Here is a 21,665-nt window from a genome sequence, read left to right on the forward strand (position 1 = left end):
CCGCAGGAAGCCGACGGCCGAATACGGGGACTTTCATGCGCCTTAAGGAAAAGTTTCGTGCCGCCCTCACCGCCTCGGCGGCCGAGAGCGGCCGACTGCCGTTCCTGATGAACGACATGGTCATCGAGGAACAACTTTGCCAAATGCGGTGCTCCTACTGCCTCACCGAGGAGTACAACCTCCTCATGAACGTGCCCGACGCCCGGCTGCGGCTGACCACCGACCGCCGGCAGGACTGGCACGAGATACTCGATCTGTATCACGCCCACGTCGACGCCCCCATTCTCCGGCTGTCCGGCGGGGAGTTCTTCTGGCTGAAAGGCTCCACCGAGTTCGTCGAGGAGGCGAGCCGCCGCTACGAGACCGTCCAGGTGATCACCAACGGCGTCTTCCTCAACGAACGGCGCATCGAGGCACTGGCCGCACTGGGAAACGTCCAGCTGAACATTTCCCTCGACGGACACACGCTCGAGCTGAACCGGCACCGGCTCCCCCCGAAACAGGCCCGGCTGCACGACGTCATCATGCGCGCCCTGCACGCGGCGGCCGAGGCCGGCCTGCGCCTCGACATCCAGTCGGTGCTCACCGACGCCAACTACGCCGGTCAGCTGGAGTTCGCCGAGTACCTGCGCGACCGGGTCGACGGCAGCACGACCCTGTACTTCTTCCCGGTGCGGGGCGAGACCGCCGAGCGGATGGGCCCGCCGCCCGGCGACCACCTGGTGCCGCTCGTGGAGCGCTACGACGAGTTCGCCTCCGTCCTGCCGCCGCGCGCCTACGTCGAGCACATGGCCCTCCAGTTGCAGACGAACGTCCGCACGCTCGGCTGCTTCGTCACCGCGACCATGGCGCAGCTCTTCGGCCAGGGCGACGTCTCGGCCTGCCCGCACGCCTGGGTCAAGCCGATGGGCAACCTGGCGGAGAACCGCACCCTGCTGCTCGACCAGTACGGCAGCCACCAGCACTACGACCTGTTCATGCACGACCGGCCGCGGTTCGGCTTCTGCAAGACGTGCGCCACGCCGTCCGACGTGATCAACCTGTACTTCCTCGACCGGATCACCGAGGAGGAGATCGGCGCGACGCACCTGTACTCGGGCGAGCGGTCACGGGCCCGGCTGCGGGAGCTGAAGGAGAGGTTCCGGCCGGTCCTCTCCGGTGCTCCCGCGGCGGGCCCGGACGCGGCTCCCGAGGACCACCCGGACACGGTTCAGAGCGTCAGCTCCTGATCGGTCTCGGCGCGGGCGTACAGGGCGGAGACGATCTCCTGCACCTGAAGCGCCTGCGCCGGGGTCACCGTCCGGCCGCTCACCCGGCCGGCGACCGTGTCGAGGAAGCCGCGGATCGCCGCCAGCTCCGGCCGGCGGTCCTCGGCCACGACCGTGCCGTCGCGGCCGCGGACCTCGCCGCGGCGCAGGTCGAGCACGGCGCTCTCGCCGTCCGCCGCCGTGGCCTCGAGGGTCAGGCCCATGACCCGGCTGCGGCGGTCGATGCGCAGCCGACCCGGTCCGGCCGGGAACTCCAGGTCGGCGACGACCCGTTCCTCCACGCCCGCCGCGTCGACGCGGCAGCCGGCCGGGCGGGGCGCGCCGAAGACGGTGATCATCAGGTCCAGGGCGTGCGCCCCGAGGTCGACCAGCGCGCCGCCGCCGGCCCGGGCGACGTCGCCGTACCAGTTCGTCACCGGCCGCCACAGGCGCTGACCGGCGGTGGTGAAGGTCAGCGTGATCTCGCAGGGGCCGTCGGGGAGCGCCTTGCCGAAGGCGGGGACCAGTTCGTGGAAGCGGTAGGGCAGGTTGACCGCGAGCCGGTCGGCGGCGCCCGGCGCCGCCGCCAGCAGGCGGGCCTCGGTGATGTCGGCGGCCAGCGGCTTCTCGCACAGGACGTGCGCGCCGGCCGCGAGCGCGGCCAGGACGGGCCCGGTGTGCGCGTCGTTCGGCGTGCACACCGCCACCACGTCCGGCCGCCCGACGGTGAGGAACTCCTCCAGGCTCGTGGTGACCAGCACGCCCTCCGCGGCCGCGCCGAGCACCGCGCGGGCGCTGTCGGCGTCGGTGTCGCAGGCGGCGACGAGCGTGTGGTCCGGGTGTTCCGTGACGACGGGCAGGTGGTAGCGCTGGAAGACGCGGCCGCACCCGACCACTCCGTACCGCAGGGTCATCGGCCCGCTCCCGCCGCCGTCAGGGCCTCGGCGCCGCACATGCGCTCCACCCGCTCGCCGAAGTCGTCGAAGGACTCGCCGAGGTGCTCGGCGTCGTAGTCGGCGACCAGGTCCCGCAGGTCGGCGGTGAGCCGGGCGGCGAGGTCGGGCGGGCCGCTCTCGGCGAGGACGAGGCCGTAGTTCATGAACGCGAGGAACAGCTCCGGCAGGCCGTTGCGCCAGGCCCGCAGCCTGCTGAGCAGGGCGCGCGGGTTGTGCTCGGTGCCGCGCAGCCGGCGGGCGCCCAGGGCGATCTTCTGCGCGACGAACGGCAGGACGTTCTCCTTGCGGTCGCTGATCTCCTCGCCGACCTCGCTCCAGGCGGCCCACAGCGCCTCGACGCGCGGGTCCGGCACCCGGTAGTCGCGGCGGGCGGTGCGCAGGATCTCATAGGCGTCGCCCTCCAGGCCGTCGATGTCGGCCAGCGGCAGCGGTTCCTCGATCCTGTCGTACATCTCGGTGCCGCGCAGCGCGATGGCGCGGTTGATGAGGAAGAACGGGTTGTCGGCCTCGTGGATGCGGGCGGCGACGATGAACTCCAGGTTCTCCCAGAGCTCGGCCACCGAGGTCTTCGGCTCGATCATGATCCAGCCAGGGTCGAGGCCGAGGCCCTTGCGTTTGAACATGCGGGCCGCGTCCAGGTTGTACGCGACGGTGGTGCCCTTCTTGAACCGGCGCAGCATGCCGGGCGAGCCGGACTCGATGCCGAGCAGCGCGGAGGAGAGCCCGGCGCGGTGCAGCAGGTCGAGGGCCTCGTGGTCGATCAGCCCGGAGTCGACGCGGAACTCGCAGTGGAACTGGAACTTCAGGCCGCGCCGCAGGACGGTCTCGGCGAACTCGACGGCGTGCGCGAAGCCGTCGCCGAAGGCGCCGCCGAAGTTGTCGTCGTTGAACCAGATGAAGCGGGTGCCGAACTCCCGCTGGAGGTACTCGATCTCGTCGACGACGTCCGCGGGGGGCCGCATCCGCCAGAACCCGTCGACCACTCCGGGCTGGCGGGGCGCGTAGCAGAAGGTGCACTTGGCGTGGCAGCCGCGGCTGGTGAACGTGGACGCCACGGGTGTCGCGATGCCGGCCGCGCGGTGGTACTCCAGCACGTCACGGGCGGGCCAGACGAGGTTGCCGAGGTCGGGCAGGACGGGCATGCCGCTGCTGCGCACCCGGTCGCCGTCCCGGTAGAACAGTCCGGGCGTCCGGCGCCAGTCGGCTCCCGAGGTCAGCCGGTCCATGATCCCCACGACGGTCAGCTCGCCCTCGCCGAAGGTGACGCAGTCGGCCTCGGGCACCCGCTCCGCGATGAGCTTGGCGTTGTACGTGCAGAACGCGCCGCCGATCGCGATGAACACGTCCGGGTCGGCGGCGCGGGCGCACCGGATGAGCCGGATGGCGTCGATGATGTGCAGGTCGTACATGATGCTGATGCCCACGAAGCGGGGGCGTTCGCGGCGGATGAGGTCGATGATGACCTCGTCGCCGGGGTTGCGGCCGTGCAGGTTGAGCGAGGTGACGGAGTATCCGGCGTTGCGGAGGTAGCCGGTGATGCAGGCGAGCCCCAGGTTCTCGCGGACCTTCTCGTAGAAGATCCGCAGGGCGGGGTCGAGTTGGACGTACTCCTCGTCGGTGACGGTCACGTTCTGGTTGTTGAGGCTGGTCGCCCCGGTGGTGATCTCCCGCGGAGTCAACAGCACGACGTCCGACATCTGGCTCTGCCCTTCCCCGTTGTGAGCAACACGTCGAATCAAGTCGGCGGCAGGTGTGGGGGGTTGCGGTGCGGTCCGGTCACCGCCATGCCCCGAGGAGCGCCGACGCCCGGTGCTGGACGAGGATCACCTCCGTAGTTCCCGCCACCGAGACGGACGCGGGGTGCGTCCTGTCGACCACCGTATCGGCCATGCGCAGTTCGCGGCAGGTGGTGATCTGTTCCGGCAGGCTCACTACGGCGGGCGGCAGCGCGGGATCGGTCACTTCGAGCCGTCGCAGCGGTATGCGCAGCCCGACGCCGAGCGCCTTGAGGACGGACTCCTTGCGCGTCCAGTAACGCAGGAACGCGGCCGGTCGTCCGGCGGGCGGGCGGGCGCGCAGGGCGGCGAGTTCGGTGCCGGTGAGGGCGCGGGGCGCCACCTTGTCCACGTCGACGGTGGTGGCCGCGTCCTCGACGTCGAGGCCGACGTCGGCACCGCGGCAGACGGCGAGCGCGACGATGCCGCCGCTGTGGGAGACGTTGAAGCGGACGTCCGTGGCGGTCTCGGTGCCGGTGGCGGTCGTGGTCTCGGTGCCGGTCGCGGTCTCGGTGCCGGTGGCGGTGGCCGTGGCCGTGGCGAGCGTGACCTTGCCGTGTGGTCCGCCGCAGCGGGGGCACACCCGCCGCAGCGGCACCTCGGCGGGCGCCAGGCCGAGCAGTTCGCCGAGGACGACGCGGCTCAGGGCGCACCCCACCAGGAACTGGGCCGCGTTGACGGGGTCGGCGGTCGCCTCGTACCGGCCGCGCTCCACGGGGTCGAGCAGGGCGGCGAGGCGGGCCGACGCGTCGTCCGGGCGGGCCCACCAGAGGTCGACGGTGCGTCCCGGCGCGGCCTCGGGGGCCGCCGCGGCCGTCACGCGGTCGCCTTCAGCCGCACTTCCCCGACGAGCCGGAAGCCCATGTGGGGCACCTTGAGGATCTGGGCGCCGGAGCCGACCTCCCGGAACCGGGCGCGCAGGGACTCGACGACGTCCCGCGGGTCCTCGCCGGTCAGCCGCATCAGGTCGGGCCGTCCGACGATGGTGGCCCGGCGGTCGGCGAGCGCGCGCAGCGCCCGCGCCTCGGCCTCGGACAGCCGCACCGAGCCGGAGGGCGTGGCCAGCACGCCGGCCTCGTCCAGGTCGAGGACCTGGGCCGCGGCGGGAGCGGCGACGTCGCGCAGGTAGGTCAGGAAGGGCACCAGCCGGTCCACGTCGAGCGGCGCGGCCATGACGAAGCCGGCGCCGGAGCGCACCGCCGCCAGCGTCGTCCGCGCGGTCGGCGCCGGCTGCACCAGCACCGCGTAGGCGCCGCCGTGGGTGAGGTCGCGCAGGTCGAGGGGGGCGGTGCCGTCGTCGGCGGCGGCCACGAAGGCCACGAGGAGGTCGGCGGCGACGTGCTCGGCGACACCGTCCCCGTCGGGAACGGGCCTCAGCGGGAGCGCGGTGCGTTCGCAGGCCTCCCGCAGGTTCTCGGTCTCCGTCGCGGCAAGTCCCCGGGCGAGTACGTACATGCTGTTCGAGCCTTCCGTCGCGTGCCGATCACAGCCCTGTCACGTGCTCGTCCCATCGTTCCATGATTGCCCCTTGCCCTACACTCCTGCGCATGTCCGAGCGCCCCTCACCCGGCCCGCTCGTGCGGCGGACGCCGAGAGCACTCACGGCGGACGACCGGCCGGTACGGCTGCCGCACGCCGAGTTCGACGGTCCCGAGGCGCGCTTCCTCGGCGAGCCGGTCGCCCGTGACCTGCTGCCGCCGGAAGCGGCCGACGTGTGGGAGGCCTGCGACGGCACCCGTCCGTACCGCTCCTGGCCGTCCCCGCAGCGGGAGTTGATCGGCCGCTGGCACGCGGCGGGCCTGGTGGTCGCGGTGCCGCCGCCGCGCGCGGCGCCGTCCCGGGCGCCGGTCGTGCTCTCGCCGCACCCCGACGACGCCCAACTGGCCCTGGGCGGGCTGCTCGCCCGGTGCGGCGGCCGCGTGGTGGACGTGTTCTCGCACGAGACCTGGACCCGCCGCCCCTACTACCAGAGCCGTCCCGCGCTCTCCTCGCGGCTGCTGCTGGCGGAGGAGCGGGTGGCGTGCGGTGTGCTCGGCGTGGGCCTGACCGTGCTCGGCCACACCGACGCCGCCGACCGGGCGGCCTGGCGGGAGAACTTCTTCCTGGAGCCGGACGCCGAGGACGCGGCCGCGGCCGGCGAGCCGGAGCTGTTCGGCCGGGTCACGGCGGACCTGGCGGCCGAGGTGTCCGGCGCGGACCTCGTCCTGGTGCCGCTCGGCGTGGGCGGTCACGTCGACCACGTCCTGACCCGGCGGGCGGCCCTGGAACTCCTCGTCCGGGGCGAGCTGGAGCCGGGACGGGTCGCGTTCTACGAGGACATGCCGTACTCGCTCTTCGCGGACGCCCGGGCCGTGGCCGGCCGGCTGCCCGCCGGTCTGCGCCCGGTGCTGGTGCCCGGCCCGGAGGAGGCGGCGCTGACGAAGCAGGAGGCGCTGTGGCCGTACCGGCTCCAGGTGCTGGAGGCGGTCACGCGGCGGATCGTCCGGTACGGGCGGGGGCTGGGCGCGGCGGGGTTCGCGGAGCGGCTGTGGGCGCTGCCGGAGTCGGCCGAGGCCGTGGCGGAACTGGCGTCCGCCGGTCCGGCCTGCTGAGGTGGGCCGCATGCGACTGCACACCCGGGAGTGGGGCTCGGGCGACCGCCTCGCCGTCCTCGTCCACGGCCTGATGTCCGATCACCGCACCTGGCAGGAGCTGGTGCCGGCCCTGACGGGCCGCGGGTACCGCGTCGTCGCCGTCGATCTGCGCGGCCACGGCGCGAGCGGCCGGGGCGCGTACGCCCCGCACCTGTTCGCGGAGGATCTGCTGGAGACGCTGCCCCGCCGTCCCGAGCTGGCGGTGGGCCACTCGCTGGGCGCGCTGGCCCTGGCGCTGGCGGTGGCGGAACTCCAGCCGGGGCGCGCCGTCTACTCCGAGCCCGCGTGGCGGCTCGGCGGCCCGCACGGCACCCTCGACCCGGCGTCGTTCGCCCTGTTCAAACGGGCGCCCCGGCTGCTGATCAGGGGGCTGCGGCCGGACTGGGGGGAGCGGCGGGTCGCGGCGGAGGTGGCGGCGCTGCGCGCCTGGGACGAGCGCTCGGCGCTCGCCCTCTCCGCGTACCGGACGGTCGACCACACCCCCGAGAAGCCCCTGGTCCCCTCGCTCGTCCAGGCGGCGGAACCGAGTTCGCTGGTGAGCGGGGAGATGCGGACGGACCTGGTCCGGCGGGGCTTCGAGGTGCGGACGGTGCCGGGCGCGACGCACGCCATCCACCGGGACGGATTCGACGCGTTCCTCACGTCGCTGGCGGGGTGGCTGTGATCGCCGTCCGTGGCGCGGGTCAGTGCACCGCGCGCAGCATGCGGGTGACGTTGATCTTCGTCGGCGAGAGGCCCAGCTCGACGCTCTGCATCATCCGCTCGCCGTTCAGCCGGCCGTAGGCGAGCAGGTCGACGTTGGCGAGGCTGAATTCCGGCCAGGTGTGGATGCTCAGGTGCGAGGCGGAAAGCAGGAGAATCGCGGTGACGGCACCGTTGGGGAACACGTGCGACGCTTCACCGAGGACCGTCGCGTTTCCCTTTTCCGCGGCCGTGCGAAGAACCTGGAGAAGGCGCTGTTCGTCGGTCAGGATGCTGTGGTCGCTCACCCATACGTCGACGGCGTACGAGCACAAATCGTCGACGTTTATGCCCTCGGTGGCGAGCTCGGAGGAGTTGGTCATGGGGAACCGGGGGACGCGAACCGCTGCCCCCGTCTCCTTTCATAGATCTGTGCTGGTCTGCGCGGCAGAAGCGGAAGGTCGACGAGGCCGGTCACTGGCGCTCGGTGGTGCCCAGCGTAGCATCCGGGGCGCCCTAGGGCTCGCGCGTGCCCTGCGTCAAGGGGGTCTTCGAAGGTCACATGGGATCGGCCGGAAAGCGACGGCTCCGGCGGGGACAGCGAGGGAGTGGGGTTCTTGGAAAAGCGGGGCACGGCGGACGCGGAATTCTCGGCACTGGACTGCATTTCGGCGACCTACGGCATCACGACGGCCTGGCTCGGCCATGACCCGAGCGTCCTGGGCAGCGAGTGGGGCTATCACCGGAGGGCGGACGCGGTCGAGACCGAATGGCCCGTGGAACACCTGGGAATTCACCGGAGCTCACCGGAGGAAATCCTTCGCGCATGGCACGGGACGACCACCGAACTGCTCTGTCACGGAACCCCGGAGAAAGCCGGGGAATACATTCGGGCGCAGGTGCGTGACGGAATTCCGGTGATCGCCTGGGTGGACACCTTCCATGTCCCGCACAGTTCCTTCCACGGCCAGCAGCACCATGCGCACCGGCTCGTGCTCCGTTCCCGCGCCGAGGGCGAGGGCGAGGGCACCGTGTTCCGGGTCGTCGACCGCTACCAGGGCTCCCTCTACGACGGTCCCCTCGACGCCCGCGCGCTGTCGGCGGCGATGTCCTCGGACGCCCTGGGCGAGGCCCGCAGGGGTGATCCCGACTGGCGCAACCGCACCGTCGTCGTGCGGGCCGGAGAGCGCCCCGGGGAGCCGGACGGGGAGCGCCACCGCGCCGCGCTCGCCCGCAACGTGCGGGAGTCCGGCGGCATCGGCCTGCTCACCGATTGCGCGGACGAACTGCGCGCCGCCCCGGACGCCTTCGCGGCCCTGAGCCCCGTGGGCATGATCGAGGTCAGCGCCTGGTTCGGGGAGCTGGCCAGCCGGCGCGCGCTCAACGCCCGCTTCCTGCGGGCGGCGGCCGGGGCCTGCGCCCTCCCCGCGCTGCTCGACCGGGCGGCCGACGCCGACGCCCTGTCCCGGCGCTGGGAGATGACCCGCAACACCTTCTTCCTGCGGTTCCGCAAGGGCGCCGCCACGGTCGTCCGCATCGCCGACCTCATGACGCAGACGGCGGCCCTGGAGAAGGAGTGGAGCGAGAGGGTGGGCGAGGCGGTCGCCTGAGCGGGCCGACCGACGCCCCCGCGTCACGGGGGCCCGCGTCACGGGGGCCCGCGTCACGCGGGTCCGCGTCACGCGGGTCCGCATGATCCGCGCGGGCCTCGGCGGGCTGTCGGCGGCCCCTCGCAGCCCCCGGCAGGCCCTGTCAGCTCCCGGCGGGCTCCCGGCGGCCCGCCCTCGTCAGCTCCCGGCGGCGGGCCTTCGGGGGTCCCTCGTCAGCCACCGGCAGGCCTTCGGCGGCCGCCAGGCAGCCCCTCGGCAGCCCCCGGCGGGCCTTGCGCCGCCCCCCGGCGGGTCTTGCGCGGCCCCCCGGCGGGTCTTGCGCGGCCCCTCGGCGGGCCGGAGCCCGGACCCCCCGCGCCTATACTGGAGGGTCCTGCTCACCTCGGTCCCGCCCGGAGCTCCCTTGTGAAGAACGCGCCTCGACACCGTCGGAGTACCCACGCCGATCACGTGCTCACGGAAGTCGCGGACGCCGTCAGGCTCCAGGAGGGCCCGCCCGGAGTGCGGTCCGTCCTCCGCGCCCTGCGCCGCCTGGCCCCCGCCTCCACCAAGGACCTCAGCCGCGCCACCGGCCTGCCCGTCCCCATCGTGGCCGCCGTGGGCAACGAGCTGCGCCGCCGGGACCTCGTCACCAAGGAGCGCCCCTCCCGGCTGACCCCGGCCGGTCTCGACGTCGTCGCCCGGCTCGGCATGGACCTCACCCTCGACGCCACCTGCACCACGTGCGACGGCCGTGAGCTGGTCATCCCCTCGGTGCTCGACGAGGCCGTGGAGCGGCTGCGCGCCGTCATGGAGACGGGCCCCGCCGCCGACATGGCGATCGACCAGTCCCACTGCACGGCCGAGACCAAGGTGCGCCGGGTCCTCGCGCTGCTCACCGCGGGCGCCCTGCCGGGCGGCTCGCTGCTGCTGATCGGCGACGACGACCTCGTCTCGCTGGCCGTCGCGGTCGTCGGCGACGTCCTCGGCGCGCCGATCGTCGAGCGGGTGACCGTCGTCGACATCTCCCCCGAGATCCTCGCCCACATCAGGAAGGTGTCGGCCGGCCTCGGCACCCGCGTCGAGACGGTCGAGCACGACCTGCGCCGTCCGCTCCCCGCCGAGCTGCACGACGGCTTCGACGTCGCGATGACCGACCCGCCCTACACCCCGGAGGGCGCCCGGCTCTTCCTGTCGCGCGCCGTGGAGGGCCTGCGCCCCGGACCCGCGCACAGCGTCTTCTTCTCCTTCGGCGGCAAGAGCCCCGACGAGATGCTGGAGGTCCAGCGCGAGATCCAGGCCCTCGGCCTGGTCACCAACGGCTACATCCGCAACTTCAACGAGTACGAGGGCAGCGGCATCCTCGGCGGCGTCGGCTTCTTCCAGCACCTGCTCACCACCACCTCGACCGCCTCGCGGCAGGGCGAGTACGGCGGCCCCCTCTACACCGGCGACAAGCGCACCCGGCAGCGCGAGTACGAGTGCGTGGCCTGCGGCACCCGGGTCCGCGTCGGCCCCGGCGCCCGCTGGACCTCGGTCGCCGCCCTGCGCGACGAGGGCTGCCCGAAGTGCGGGCAGGGCCCCTTCCGCCCGGGCCGCCTGGTCCCGGCGGAGGAGACACCGGCCGAGGCCCCGGACCAGACGCCTGTCCCGGTCCAGGCACCGGATACGGCCCCGGCACCGGATGCGGCACCGGCTTCCGTTCCGGCTCGGACGGCGGCTCCCGCTTCCGTCTCCGCTCGGACGCCGGTCCCGGCGCAGGCGCCGGTCCCCACCGGGGTGTCCGCCCCCGCCGGGGCACCCGCGCCCGCCGGGCGGCCGCAGGCCGTGCGGTCCGGCTGGGACGCGCCGAGCGCCGACGACCGCGCGGAGCTGGAGCGGCGGGCGGCGCCCTTCGTCATCCGTCCGGCGGAGGAGAGGGACCTGCCGGCCATCGGCGAGTTCGAGGCCGAGATCGCCCGTGTCTCCTTCGGCGAGGACGCCATCGACGACCCCGCGCGCTGGGCGTCCCGGCTGGGCCGTGCCATGGAGAAGTCCAAGGAGGGCATGCTCGTCGCGGGCCGTCCGGGCGGGGAGCCCGTCGGCTGGCTGTGGGTGAGCGTCAACCAGAACGCGATGACCGGCGACCGCTACGCCAACTTCCGCTCCCTCGCCGTCGCCCCGCTGGACAACCGCGGCGACGTCGCCGAACTGCTCCTCACCGCGGGCCTGGAGTTCTGCCTGGAGCAAGGGATCACGGAGGTCGTCGGACGCGTCCACGTCGGCAACGTCCCGATGCGCACGGTCTACCGCAAGTTCGGCTTCGACCCCGCCACCCTGACGATGAAGCTGCGGCTCCCACGACAGGACGCCCGATGACCGGGACGCCCGGAGCGACCGGAACCACCGGAGCGACCGGATCGACCGGGACCACCGGGACCACCGGGACGACGGGGACGACCGGAGCGACCGGGCCGGACCGGCCCGGCGGGTACGACCCCGACCGGATCAAGTGCGTCGTCTGGGACCTGGACGGCACCCTGTGGGACGAGATCGCGGTCGAGGCGCCCACCGACGACCTCCCCGTCCCCCGCCCCGAGATGCTCGCCGCGATCGACGCGCTGGCGGCCCGCGGTGTGCTCAGCAGCCTCGCCAGCCGCAGCGCGCCCGCGGTCCTCGCGCGGATGGACGCCGTACCGCGGCTGCGCGAACGGTTCCTCGCCCCGCAGGTGTCCTGGCAGGACAAGAGCGAGTCACTGCGCCGGATCGCCAAGGACCTCGGGATCGCCGTGGAGGCGCTCGTCCTGGTCGACGACTCGGCGTACGAGCGCGCCGAGGTGGAGGCCCTGCTGCCCGGCGTGCGCACGCTCGGCCCGGAGGAGGTGCCCGCGCTGCTGGCGGCGTTCGAGGGCCGTGACGTCACCCCCGAGTCACGGGAGCGGGTGCGCCGCTACCGCACCGAGGAGACCCGCCGCGCCGAGGGCGAGCGCTTCCAGGGCACGCGGGAGGAGTTCCTGCGCTGGTGCGCGATGCGGCTCACCGTCGGCGAGGCCGTGGCGGAGGAGGTTCCGCGCGCGCTCGAACTGGCCGCCCGGACCCACCGCCTGAACTCCTCCGGCCTGACGCCCGAGCGGCTGCGCGGCCTCGCCGCCGCCGAGGGGCACACGCTGTACACCGCCCGGATGGCCGACCGCTTCGGCGAGTACGGCATCATCGGGGCCGCGCTGGTCGACGGGAGCGCGCCGGGCGTCCGGTCGGTCCCGCTGCTGGCGCTCTCCTGCCGGGTCGCCGGCCGGGGGGCCGCCGCCGCCTTCCTGTTCTGGCTGATGGAACGGGCCCGGGAGGCCGGCGCGGACGAGTTCCGGGTGACCCTGCGCCCGACCGACGCCAACCTCGAGATGCGGATCCTGCTGCGCCAGGCGGGACTTCGCCGCGCCCGGACCGCGGACACCGCCCCGGACAGCGCCCCGGACACCGCCGGTACCGCCGCCGAGCCGGCCGTCCTGGCGCGCACCCTGCACGGCGACCTGCCGGCACCGCCCGCCTGGCTGCACGTCTCCCCCCGAAAGGACCCCGAAGCGTGACGGACCCCCGCACTCCCTCCCGTGACGACGACCGGGCGGCGGTGGAACGGGAGCTGCGGTCGATGATCGCCGAGGCCGCCCGGCTGGACGCCGCCGCGATCGCGGAACTCCCCGCCGACACCGAGCTGTTCGGCCCGCGGATCGGCCTCACCTCGCTCGCGGGCGTGACGCTCCTGGGCACGATCGACGAGCGCTACGGAGTCGACGTGGCCGCCCTGGATCTGAGCCTGGACAGTCTGGAGTCCATCGCCACGCTCACCGACTTCGTCTCCGCGCACCGGCAGCGCCCCTGACCGGTGATCGTCCACGCACTACTGTGACCCGTACGGAGCACACCCGTCACCCGAAGGCCGCACAGCATCGAGGAGCAGGCGTGAACGATCTTTCCTACCGCGACTTCGAATCCGTCCTGCGGCAGACGCTCCCCTTCCTCGACGCGGACTCCCCCCTCGAAGCGGACGCCAGCCTCACCGAACTCGGCCTGGACTCACTGACGTTGCTCGGACTGGTCGCGGAGCTGGAGGACCGGTTCGCCGTCGAACTGCCCGACGAACTGCTGGTGATGGAGACCTTCGCGACGCCCTCGACGCTGTGGGACCGGCTAGCGGAGCTGCGAAAAGGGTGATCCGCCCGAACACGCCGTGACCGGCCCCGCGCCCCGGCGTTGAACGGGGAGTGCGGCGGCGCCTTCTGCTGTCGCGCGAACCGATTCACTAAGGAGAACGTGATGTCTCGCATCGCGAAGGCAACGGCCGTCGCCCTGGGTACGGGTGCCGTGGTGGTCAGCGGGGGCGGTCTGGCCATGGCGGACGCGGGGGCGCAGGGCGCGGCCGTGGGCTCGCCGGGCGTCCTGTCCGGCAACGTCGTCCAGGTTCCGGTGCACGTGCCGGTCAACGTCTGCGGCAACACGGTCAACGTCATCGCCCTGCTGAACCCGGCCTTCGGGAACAAGTGCGCCAACGGCGACCACCACGACGACTACGGCAAGGGCGGCGAGCACGGCGAGGAGGGCAAGAACGGCGAGCACGCCGGCGGCGGCCACTCGGGCGGCAACTACGGCGGCTGACGCCGTCCCGCGCACTCCCCACGGCAGAGCCCCGGCACCTCGAGCGCCGGGGCTCTGCCCGTGTGCGGGCCGCCGCGGAACGGCGACACACCGCGCACGGGACGGCTCACGCGTAGCGGTAGATCCCCCCCGCGTCCTCCAGCTGGTCCGGTGTCACGTCCCACGGCGGCAGCTTCTCGTGCCGGGCGACGATCCGGCGGTACTGCCCGCTGCCCGCCGCCGGTGGTTCGGCCGGCAGGTAGCGGTGGTCGTGGTGCCGCTGCTGCCAGCGGGTCCACAGCAGGTCGATGTAGGCGTGGTGCAGCCAGAAGACGGGGTCGTTGACGGAGGCGCCGCCGACCATGGCCCCGCCGACCCACCGGTGCACCCGGTTGTGGTTGCGCCAGGCGGCCGGGCCCCGGCCGGTCCCCCAGCCCTCCAGCTTGTTGCGGAAGCCCTGCGACGAGGTGGAGTTCCAGGGCGAGGCGTCGTAGAGGGGGTCCTCCAGCGCCCACTCCACGTCGCTCTCGACGGGCAGCTCGATCGGGTCGCGGGCGCGGCCGAGGTCGCGGGTGAGGAACTCGGCGTCGGTCACGCCCTCCTTGAGGGTCCAGTTCCCGGTGGCGTAGGCGAACGGCCCGGTCGTCACCTGACGGTCGGAGCCGCGCCCGTCGCCGCCGAGGAGGTCCTCGGTCCAGGGGACGGAGGTCTTGCCGCGGTCGCGCGTCCAGTCCCAGTACGGCAGGGTGACCGACGGGTCGACCCGGCGCAGCGCCGCCTCCAGGTCCAGCAGGAACCGGCGGTGCCAGGGCAGGAAGGAGGGCGCCATGTGGGCCGTCCGCAGACCGCCCTCGCCGTCGGAGACGTAGTAGTCGATGTGCATGCGCACGAACTCGTCGTACTCGCCGCTCCGTTTGACCTCCAGCAGGGCCGACACGAAGCGGCGCCGCTCGGTGGCGGTGAGCGTGCTGACGTCCTTACGGGTGTAGACCACGGTGCTCCCCCGACCGGGTGTGCCCCGCGTGCGCGCGGCCGCCGGCGGAGCCGGTGTCGCGCAGCGTCTGCCCCGGGCCCAGCTCGTCCACGGCGGCACGGGTCGCCTCCAGCGGTGTGGCGTACGACTGGTAGTGGTCGACCATGCTCAGCCAGGTGCCGTCGGCCCGGCGCATGAGGTGCAGGGGGCGGCCGTCGACCGTGACACGCCAGCGCTCGCCGCCGCCGGCGGCACGGGTCGCGGGGAGCAGGACGCCCCGCAGGCGCCTGCCGCGGTAGGTCTCGTCGAAGCCGGTGTCCGGCGGGCCGTCCTGGCGGCGCCCGGGCCGGGAGGCGGCGACGACCGGGGCGAGCGCCAGCGCGGCGGTCGCGCCGAGCAGCCCGCGCAGCACGTCACGCCGGATCCCGCGTCTTGCCGCGGGCACCGGTACCGCGTTCACTGCTGTTCCGTCGGGGCTGACGACCACGGTGTGCTCCTCGTCCGGTTCGGATCTTCCACAGCCGTAACCGTCCGGCGGCCCTTCTGGTCACGACATGACGACGGGCCCGGACGGCCGTCCGGGCCCGTGGCCGTGCTCCCGGCCCGCTCCTACCGGCCCCGGCCCGGTCCGGGGTCCCCGGCCCGCACCCGCTGGAGGACCGGGCCGACCACGCCGGCCCGCGGCGGTCGCAGTCCCGGCAGGCCGTCGGCGTCGGGGGCGGTGAGCGGGACGTCCAGGGCCGGTCCGGACTCGGGGGTGCGCAGCTCGGAGGCGGGCGCTTCGAGGCCGACGAGCCGGGCGTCGTCGCCGAGGGCCTCCGGCAGGGGCGCGTCCAGGTCCGCGCCGGGCAGCCCGGCGCGGACCGGAACCTGCGGCGGGACCCGCTCGGGGAGGAGCCGGCCCTCGGCGTACCGCGGGCCGTCGGGCGTGCCCGTGGCCGGCAGCGGGATCTCACCGGCGGCCTCGGGCAGTTCCATGTGGAGGGAGTTCTCGACTCCGTTCAGCGGTACGGGGACGGGGACCGTGCCGATCGCGGCGGCGGGGGTCGCGGCGACGGCACCGGCCGCGGCGGCCACACAGGTGAGCACGGCGGCGAGGGCTCCTCGGGTGGTCGGCTTCGTCTTCATCTCGGTGCGGCCCTTTCGGAGTTCGGGGAGGGGCGGTGCGTGCGTACCGAGTAACGAGCCGGGAAACGCCGTCAGGGCGCATCGCCGCGCAAATCGCCCGGGTGCAGCAGTAGTACGACGGATGAAGGTCGGCTCGTCCGGAGATCCGACCGGCGGGCCGGGGCCGGCCTGCCGGCCGCTACCGGGCGGCCTACGCCATCAGCCGCGCAGGCTGCGGGCGGGCAGGACGATGTGTGCGGCGGCCCGGAGGGTCTCGTCGGCGCCGGCGAACGCGGCCAGCGCCTCGGCCTCGACCGGCCTGCCGGGGGTGGCCTCGGGCCACGGGCGGGTGGTGAAGACGAGGTAGGCGTAGCCGCGTTCGCCGACGGCGGCGATCCACTCGGGCGGCGGCACGCACTGGGCGGTGAGGCCCGGCAGCGTCAGGACGGCGGTACCGGACTCGACGAGCAGACCGACCGGCAGGCCGGGCCGCTCGGTGCCGTCGACGAGGTCGCCGCCGGCGGACAGGCCGTTGTCGTTCAGCAGCCGCTCGATGGCGGCGGCCGAGGCCTCGGGACCGGTCGCGGCGTCGCCGAGGGAGTACGCGAGGAGGTACGGCATGTCGCCGCCGTCGGGGGCCTCGCCGCTCCACGGCATCACGACGAGGGTGCCCAGTTCGGCCGCGCCGGCGGGGTGGGTTGTGCTGGGGGTTGAGGTCACCGCGCGACCCTATCCGCGTACCGGAGGCCGTCCGGGCGGCTTCTCACCCGGGAGGAGGACGCCACGCGGGTGGTCCACACGAACGAGGGACGCGCCGGGGGCGCGGCGCCTCGAACGGTGCCGGGATCGGTGCGTCGGACAGCGCCGAGGGCCGGTCCCGTGCGGTACGGGACCGGCCCTCCGGAGAAGCCCGAACGGGGCGTCACCCCTTCAGGGGCAGCCCGCCGAGGAGCGGGGCGTGGGCGTCGTTGAGGGCCGCGGTCGCGTCCTTCACGGTGTTGAGCGGGGAGTTCTCGTTCTCGGTGTCGAGGGCGTCGGACTGCTGCCGCAGCGGCATGACGTCGAGGGAGGGGCCCCGGGTGAGCGTGTCGACGGCGCCGTTGAGGCTGGTGGGGGTGAGGTCGGCCGGGGTGTGGGCGAACGCGGGTGCGGCGGCACCGGCGATCACCATGGATCCGGCGACGACGGCGGCGGCCTTCAGGGACTTCATCGGGTTTCCTTTCTTCGGCGACTCCGGCGACTCCGACGGCTCGGCTCGGCAGCTCGGCCGCGCGGTGGCCCAGGTCGCCCGGGGACTGTCTGACGCCGTGCCTAACGATCCCCGTCGGTTGCGGAAACCCCGTGGGCGCAAAATGTCCGCACCCCGGCGCGGGCCACCCGGCCGGGGGGGCGGGGGCTGTGCGTGCGCCGGGGTGCGGAGGGGAGGGCCGTCCGTCAGGGGGTGGGAAGCAGCGCGCCGGTGCGGGCCGGCGGCGTGATGGCCGACAGGGCGGGCGCTGCCGGGGCGGCGGGCGTCGCCGGGGTCGCGGGCGTCGCCGGCGTGGCGGGCGTCACCGGGGCGGCGGGCGTTGCCGGGGCGGAGGCCGTCGCCGGGGCGGAGGCCGGCTGCGGCAGGCCGGCGAGGGTCGGGGCGGGCAGGTCGCCGCCCAGCAGTGTCGCCGCGACCAGGTCGACCAGGCCGTTGACCACGGCCGTGGTCGCCGGGAGGACCTGGGCGGCGTCGCCGGAGGTGATGGCCGCGAGCAGCGTGTCGAGTGCCTGCTGGAGGGAGGTGAGCGCGTCCCGCTTGAGGTCGGCGGCCGCGGTCCGCGCCTTCGTCCCGTCACCGCCTCGGGTGAGCAGGGGCAGGGTGCCGGCCGTGGCCGGGTCCGTGACGACCGTGGTCGCCGGCTCCGTGCCCGTGGGGGTCGTGGTCGTCGGTTCCGTGCCCGTGGCGGTCGTGCCCGTCGGCGCGGCGGTGTCCGTCGTAGCCGCGGTGCCCGTGTCCGTGGCGGCCGTGTCCGGCGTCGTAGCGGTGTCCGGCGTCGTAGCGGTGTCCGTCGTCGTAGCCGTGTCCGTCGTCGTGGTGGAGTCCGGCGTCGTCGCGGTGTCCGGCGTGGTCGGCGGGGTCGGCGGGATCACGGTCGTGATGATGGCGACGGCCTGCTTGACGGCGTCGCCGAGCTGCTTGGCCTGGTCGGCGGTCAACTGGCCGTTGTCGGCCTGCATGGCGGTGCCGAGGAGCTCGGTGACCGGGGTGAGGACGACGCCGAGCGCGTTGAGGGCCTCGAGCTGCGCGGTGACCGTGTCCGCACCGGGGACGGGTGCCCGGGACGCCGCAGGGGTGCGCGCACGGGCAGCCGTGTCACCCTCTGCCGCGAGGGCGATGGGGACGGCGGCGCCGAGGACGAGGCTGGCGCACAGTGCGGTGGAAGCGATACGCCGGACGGGCAGACCACGCATGAGGGTTCCTTTCGAAGTGCGTCGGGTCGCACCACCACCGTGGAAGCGCCCGTCACACCCCGCAACAGAGAGAACACCCCGCACCCCTCCTCCGCCGGCCGTGTCCGCTGGTGGGGAGCCCGTCCGGCCGTGCCGTCGGGACCGCCGGCCCTGCCCCGTCCGGGGCAACGCGAACGGCCGCCCCCCGGCAGGAGGACGGCCGTGGGACGGCGCACCGGCGTCGCGACGGCGGTCGCGTGACGCCGGTCGCCCGGCGTCAGTCGTTGACGCAGGTGTTGCCGAACGCCGGGTTCAGCAGGCCGACCACGTCGATGGTGTTGCCGCAGACGTTGATCGGAATGTGGAGGGGAACCTGGACGACGTTGCCCGACAGCACACCCGGGGAGTGCTCGGCGATGCCGTTCGCGCCGCTGTCGGCGGCGGCGATGCCGGAGGTGCCGGCGACGGCCGCGGCGGCAACGGAGGTCAGGACCAGGCCCTTCGCGATACGCGACATGGAGAGGTGCTCCTTGGGGTTGTGACACGAACACCCGGGCGGGGATGCCCGGCGCTGTGTCAACGCGCGACACCACCGGGGGTTGTGCCGCCAATGGAGTGACGCACCCCAGGTTCATATTTTCACGTCGTATGACCACGTTCGCCCGTACGCCGGGCCGTTGGCGACCGTCCGTGACCGTCGTGCTGTTCGGATGATCTGCTTGTTATCGCTCACCCCTTCGACGGACCCCCGAGGCCGTCCCCGCGCCCTCCGGCGACCCCCCTTCGAGCGGGACGGGACACGAACGCCGAGATCAACGCGCCGGAGCGGCTCCGGCGGCGCGTGTCCCGGCGTACGCGCGCACCGCCGGCGGCCTCTCCCGCTTGTTCGATCCCGGCGCGGTTTTTCGGCTCGGCGGTGACCAGCCGGGCTTTCGGCTCGTTTCCCAGCGGGACGCCACGCGGGCCGGCGCGCTTCGCCGCCGTCGGCCGCGAACAGCGCGTTCCCGCCCGTCCCGAGCGACACCGTGAGCGAGGAAACCGCGCGATGCACCAGCCAGAACCCGACGTCGGATCCCGGGTCCTGCACCTCACCCAGCCCGTGGACGGCGGGGTCGCCCGCGTCGTGACGGATCTGGCGCGGGCCCAGCTCGCCGCCGGACTGCACGTCACCGTGGCCTGTCCCCAGAGCGCCCTCGCCGCGGACCTGCGGTCCCTGGGCGTGGACGTACGGCGGTGGGAAGCCTCGCGGACGCCGGGGCGTTCGCTCCCGGGCGAGGTGCGGCGGCTGGCGCGGGTCCTGGCACAGGTGCGCCCCGACCTGGTGCACGCGCACAGCGCGAAGGCCGGGCTCGCGGGCCGGCTCGCCGTACGGGGGCGGATCCCCACCGTCTTCCAGCCGCACGCCTGGTCGTTCGAGGCGGTCGGCGGGACCACCGCGGAGCTGGCCCTCACCTGGGAGCGGTTCGCCGCCCGATGGGCCGACCGGCTGGTGTGCGTGAGCGAGGCCGAGCGCGTCACCGGCGAACGCGCCGGGATCGCCGGACAGTGGAGCGTCGTCCCCAACGGCATCGACACCGAGCGTTTCCATCCGGCGCCCGCGACGGCCGTGCGCGCCGCGCTCCTGCCGGACGCCGACCCCGCCGCCCCGCTGGTGGTGTGCGTGGGGCGGCTGTGCCGGCAGAAGGGACAGGACGTGCTGCTGAAGGCGTGGGAGGCGGTCGCCGGCCAGGTGCCCGGCGCCCGGCTCGCGCTGGTCGGGGACGGTCCCGACCAGGTGCGGCTGCGCTCCCGCGCCCCGGCGTCCGTCCTGTTCGCCGGGGCCGTCGCCGACGTCGTCCCCTGGTACCGGGCCGCCGATCTGGTGGTGCTGCCCTCGCGCTGGGAGGGCATGGCCCTCGCCCCGCTGGAGGCGCTGGCCTGCGAACGGCCCGTGGTGGTGACCGACGTGGACGGCGCCCGGGAGAGCCTGCCGGCCGCGCTCGCGTCCCGCTGTCTGGTGCCCCCCGAGGACCCGGCGGCGCTGGCCGCGGCCGTCGCCGGGCTGCTGCTCGACCCGCCGCTGCGCGCCTCGCTCGGCGGGCAGGGGCGCCGCCACGTCCTGTCCACGCACGACGTACGGCGCACGGCCGGGGCCGTCGCGGCCCTGTACCGCGAACTGCTCGGCGACCGGCCGCCCGAGGCCGGAGCGCAGGCACCCGACGCACCCACCGAACGCAGGGAGTCCATCCACTCGTGACCGCGGAAAGCACCGTCCCCTCCCCCGGAGTCCCCGGAGTCGAGCCCGGACACCCACCGGTCACGGTGATGCCGCGGCCCGAGAGCGCGGCGGGATTCCGTTTCCCGGCCCGGCGGTCCCCCGCCCGGCCCGCCTCCTCGCTGCCGCCACTGCTCACCGACTGCCTCGCCGTCGTCGTGGGCGCGCTCGCGCTCACCGGGGCGCAGCGCCGCCCGCTGCTGGTCGCCCTGCTGCTGGTGGCGACGGTACTGCTGCGCCCGCGCCGGTCCCGGCCGGTGCACGGGGTGCACGGCGTGCTGGACGAACTGCCCGCCGTCTGCGGCCGGACCGCGGTGGCCTGGGTGTCACTGGGGGCGCTCGTCGCGGCGCACACGCCGGCCCACGCCCTCTCCGCCCGCACCCTGTTCCTGGGGTGGGCGGCGCAGAGCGCGGCCGCCTGCTCCGGCCGCGCGGTCGTCCACCTGCGGCGGCGCCGGGCGCTGCTGCGCCACCCGCGCGCCGCACTCGTCATCGGCCCGGCGGCGACCGCGCAGCGCGTGGCCGCCGCCGTCCTGCGCCACCCCCGGTACGGGGTGCGGCCGGTCGGTGTCGTGGCCGCGCACCCGGACGGTCCCGAGGGGCTGCTGCCCGTCCTCACCACCGGCGAGGAGGTGCAGCGGGCGATCGTCCAGAACGGCGTCCTGGACGTGCTGTGCGTCCACCCCTCGGTGCGCACCGCCCAGGGGCCGCTGCTGCGGGCGCTCGCCGAGTCGGGGTGCGCGGTGTGGGAGGTCGACGCCGACAGCCCGTCGTACGCGAGCCGTGAGCAGCTCGCCGGGTTCGCCTGCCGGCGCCTGGACCTGGGGCCGCGGCGCCCGGGCAGCCCCGGCAAGCGGCTGCTCGACCTCGCGGTCTCCGGGACGCTGCTGGCGCTGCTCGGCCCGCTGCTGCTGGTGTGCGCCGCCGTGCTGCGGCGGGTCACCGGGCCGGGCGTGGTGTTCCGGCAGGAACGCGTCGGCAAGGACGGACGGCCGTTCACGCTGCTGAAGTTCCGCACCTACCGCCCGGCCGACGAGCACGAGTCCGCGACCCGGTGGAGCGTGGCCGGCGAACCGCGGATGAGCCCCTTCGGCCGCTTCCTGCGGCGGACCTCGCTGGACGAGCTGCTCCAGCTGTGGAACGTCTTCCGCGGCGACATGAGCCTCGTCGGCCCCCGGCCCGAACGCCCGCACTTCGTCGACGAGTTCAGCCGGACGTACCCCGGTTACGCGGCCCGGCACCGGATGCGGACCGGGGTCACGGGGCTCGCCCAGGTGCACGGGCTGCGCGGCGACACCTCCATCGAGGACCGGGCCCGCTTCGACAACGCGTACATCGACAACTGGTCGCTCTGGCAGGACGTCTGCATCCTGCTGCGCACCGCGGCCGCCCTCGTGCGACCGACCGGGAGCTGAACCGTC

23 protein-coding genes are annotated in these 21,665 nt (G+C 74.3%); 11 read left to right on the forward strand and 12 right to left on the reverse strand.

Features of this window, described 5'->3' with window-relative positions; all coding sequences use genetic code 11:
- Positions 1 to 35: 35 nt before the first annotated feature.
- Positions 36 to 1,229, forward strand: coding sequence for a radical SAM protein (locus ACFYWQ_RS03935; RefSeq protein WP_389512503.1), 1,194 nt, complete (start codon positions 36 to 38; stop codon positions 1,227 to 1,229).
- Here the strand turns inward: ACFYWQ_RS03935 and ACFYWQ_RS03940 are convergent.
- The 4 genes from ACFYWQ_RS03940 to ACFYWQ_RS03955 all read right to left on the reverse strand — a co-directional run bounded on the left by ACFYWQ_RS03940 (position 1,211) and on the right by ACFYWQ_RS03955 (position 5,433).
- The gene (locus tag ACFYWQ_RS03940) at positions 1,211 to 2,161 is read right to left on the reverse strand and encodes a Gfo/Idh/MocA family protein (protein ID WP_389512506.1); all 951 of its coding nucleotides are present in this window, start codon (positions 2,159 to 2,161) and stop codon (positions 1,211 to 1,213) included. The two genes, ACFYWQ_RS03935 and ACFYWQ_RS03940, sit on opposite strands and share 19 nt — an antisense overlap.
- On the reverse strand, positions 2,158 to 3,900 hold the full coding sequence (locus tag ACFYWQ_RS03945) for a B12-binding domain-containing radical SAM protein (protein WP_389512510.1): 1,743 nt from the start codon (positions 3,898 to 3,900) through the stop codon (positions 2,158 to 2,160). Before ACFYWQ_RS03945 ends, ACFYWQ_RS03940 begins: the two co-directional genes overlap by 4 nt.
- Before the next feature lie 79 nt (positions 3,901 to 3,979).
- Positions 3,980 to 4,798: a 4'-phosphopantetheinyl transferase family protein gene (locus ACFYWQ_RS03950; protein ID WP_389512512.1), complete on the reverse strand. Its 819-nt coding sequence runs from the start codon at positions 4,796 to 4,798 to the stop codon at positions 3,980 to 3,982.
- Positions 4,795 to 5,433, reverse strand: a complete 639-nt coding sequence (locus ACFYWQ_RS03955; protein ID WP_389512513.1) for a hypothetical protein — start codon at positions 5,431 to 5,433, stop codon at positions 4,795 to 4,797. Before ACFYWQ_RS03955 ends, ACFYWQ_RS03950 begins: the two co-directional genes overlap by 4 nt.
- A gap of 92 nt (positions 5,434 to 5,525) precedes the next feature.
- On the opposite strand from ACFYWQ_RS03955, the gene ACFYWQ_RS03960 reads away from it, so the two are divergent.
- Both ACFYWQ_RS03960 and ACFYWQ_RS03965 read left to right on the forward strand, forming a co-directional pair.
- Complete coding sequence (locus ACFYWQ_RS03960) at positions 5,526 to 6,569, forward strand: PIG-L deacetylase family protein (protein ID WP_389512515.1); 1,044 nt, start codon at positions 5,526 to 5,528, stop codon at positions 6,567 to 6,569.
- Between the two features lie 10 nt (positions 6,570 to 6,579).
- Positions 6,580 to 7,275, forward strand: coding sequence for an alpha/beta fold hydrolase (locus ACFYWQ_RS03965; protein WP_389512517.1), 696 nt, complete (start codon positions 6,580 to 6,582; stop codon positions 7,273 to 7,275).
- 19 nt (positions 7,276 to 7,294) lie between these two features.
- Here the strand turns inward: ACFYWQ_RS03965 and ACFYWQ_RS03970 are convergent, their stop codons facing one another.
- Positions 7,295 to 7,675, reverse strand: a complete 381-nt coding sequence (locus ACFYWQ_RS03970; RefSeq protein ID WP_385068105.1) for an S-adenosylmethionine decarboxylase family protein — start codon at positions 7,673 to 7,675, stop codon at positions 7,295 to 7,297.
- A 516-nt stretch (positions 7,676 to 8,191) separates the two neighbouring features.
- Here ACFYWQ_RS03970 and ACFYWQ_RS03975 point away from each other — a divergent pair.
- From ACFYWQ_RS03975 to ACFYWQ_RS04000, 6 genes are all read left to right on the forward strand, one after another.
- On the forward strand, positions 8,192 to 8,902 hold the full coding sequence (locus tag ACFYWQ_RS03975; RefSeq protein ID WP_389512519.1) for a hypothetical protein: 711 nt from the start codon (positions 8,192 to 8,194) through the stop codon (positions 8,900 to 8,902).
- Between the two features lie 450 nt (positions 8,903 to 9,352).
- The gene (locus ACFYWQ_RS03980) at positions 9,353 to 11,239 is read left to right on the forward strand and encodes a GNAT family N-acetyltransferase (protein WP_389512520.1); all 1,887 of its coding nucleotides are present in this window, start codon (positions 9,353 to 9,355) and stop codon (positions 11,237 to 11,239) included.
- The gene (locus ACFYWQ_RS03985) at positions 11,236 to 12,444 is read left to right on the forward strand and encodes an HAD-IIIC family phosphatase (RefSeq protein WP_389512522.1); all 1,209 of its coding nucleotides are present in this window, start codon (positions 11,236 to 11,238) and stop codon (positions 12,442 to 12,444) included. Before ACFYWQ_RS03980 ends, ACFYWQ_RS03985 begins: the two co-directional genes overlap by 4 nt.
- Complete coding sequence (locus ACFYWQ_RS03990; RefSeq protein WP_389512524.1) at positions 12,441 to 12,737, forward strand: phosphopantetheine-binding protein; 297 nt, start codon at positions 12,441 to 12,443, stop codon at positions 12,735 to 12,737. Before ACFYWQ_RS03985 ends, ACFYWQ_RS03990 begins: the two co-directional genes overlap by 4 nt.
- 80 nt (positions 12,738 to 12,817) lie before the next feature.
- Complete coding sequence (locus tag ACFYWQ_RS03995; protein WP_389512525.1) at positions 12,818 to 13,069, forward strand: phosphopantetheine-binding protein; 252 nt, start codon at positions 12,818 to 12,820, stop codon at positions 13,067 to 13,069.
- Positions 13,070 to 13,171: 102 nt separating this feature from the next.
- Positions 13,172 to 13,510 carry a chaplin gene (locus tag ACFYWQ_RS04000; RefSeq protein WP_389512527.1) on the forward strand — a complete coding sequence of 113 codons (339 nt, stop codon included), beginning with the start codon at positions 13,172 to 13,174 and terminating at the stop codon, positions 13,508 to 13,510.
- Between the two features lie 106 nt (positions 13,511 to 13,616).
- Here ACFYWQ_RS04000 and ACFYWQ_RS04005 read toward each other — a convergent pair whose 3' ends face one another.
- The 7 genes from ACFYWQ_RS04005 to ACFYWQ_RS04035 form a co-directional block, all read right to left on the reverse strand.
- The gene (locus ACFYWQ_RS04005) at positions 13,617 to 14,483 is read right to left on the reverse strand and encodes a tyrosinase family protein (protein WP_389512528.1); all 867 of its coding nucleotides are present in this window, start codon (positions 14,481 to 14,483) and stop codon (positions 13,617 to 13,619) included.
- Positions 14,467 to 14,949: a tyrosinase family oxidase copper chaperone gene (locus ACFYWQ_RS04010; protein ID WP_389512530.1), complete on the reverse strand. Its 483-nt coding sequence runs from the start codon at positions 14,947 to 14,949 to the stop codon at positions 14,467 to 14,469. The genes ACFYWQ_RS04005 and ACFYWQ_RS04010 overlap by 17 nt, the downstream gene beginning before the upstream one ends.
- A 122-nt stretch (positions 14,950 to 15,071) precedes the next feature.
- Positions 15,072 to 15,590 (reverse strand): hypothetical protein, encoded by a 519-nt coding sequence (locus ACFYWQ_RS04015; RefSeq protein WP_389512533.1) that lies wholly within the window; start codon positions 15,588 to 15,590, stop codon positions 15,072 to 15,074.
- Positions 15,591 to 15,788: 198 nt separating this feature from the next.
- Positions 15,789 to 16,289 (reverse strand): DUF5949 family protein, encoded by a 501-nt coding sequence (locus tag ACFYWQ_RS04020; RefSeq protein WP_389512535.1) that lies wholly within the window; start codon positions 16,287 to 16,289, stop codon positions 15,789 to 15,791.
- A gap of 202 nt (positions 16,290 to 16,491) precedes the next feature.
- On the reverse strand, positions 16,492 to 16,779 hold the full coding sequence (locus tag ACFYWQ_RS04025) for a hypothetical protein (protein ID WP_389512537.1): 288 nt from the start codon (positions 16,777 to 16,779) through the stop codon (positions 16,492 to 16,494).
- 224 nt (positions 16,780 to 17,003) lie between these two features.
- Positions 17,004 to 18,011 carry a hypothetical protein gene (locus ACFYWQ_RS04030; RefSeq protein WP_389512539.1) on the reverse strand — a complete coding sequence of 336 codons (1,008 nt, stop codon included), beginning with the start codon at positions 18,009 to 18,011 and terminating at the stop codon, positions 17,004 to 17,006.
- Positions 18,012 to 18,267: 256 nt separating this feature from the next.
- Complete coding sequence (locus tag ACFYWQ_RS04035; RefSeq protein ID WP_389512541.1) at positions 18,268 to 18,507, reverse strand: chaplin; 240 nt, start codon at positions 18,505 to 18,507, stop codon at positions 18,268 to 18,270.
- 528 nt (positions 18,508 to 19,035) lie between these two features.
- Between ACFYWQ_RS04035 and ACFYWQ_RS04040 the strand changes: the two genes are divergently transcribed.
- Positions 19,036 to 20,226, forward strand: a complete 1,191-nt coding sequence (locus tag ACFYWQ_RS04040; RefSeq protein WP_389512543.1) for a glycosyltransferase — start codon at positions 19,036 to 19,038, stop codon at positions 20,224 to 20,226.
- A complete protein-coding gene (locus ACFYWQ_RS04045; protein ID WP_389512545.1) occupies positions 20,223 to 21,659 on the forward strand; it encodes an exopolysaccharide biosynthesis polyprenyl glycosylphosphotransferase in 1,437 nt (478 codons plus the stop codon). The genes ACFYWQ_RS04040 and ACFYWQ_RS04045 overlap by 4 nt, the downstream gene beginning before the upstream one ends.
- Positions 21,660 to 21,665 lie beyond the last annotated feature (6 nt).

Source organism: Streptomyces sp. NPDC003247 (genome assembly GCF_042888135.1).
In the GTDB taxonomy this organism is placed as follows: Bacteria; Actinomycetota; Actinomycetes; order Streptomycetales; family Streptomycetaceae; genus Streptomyces.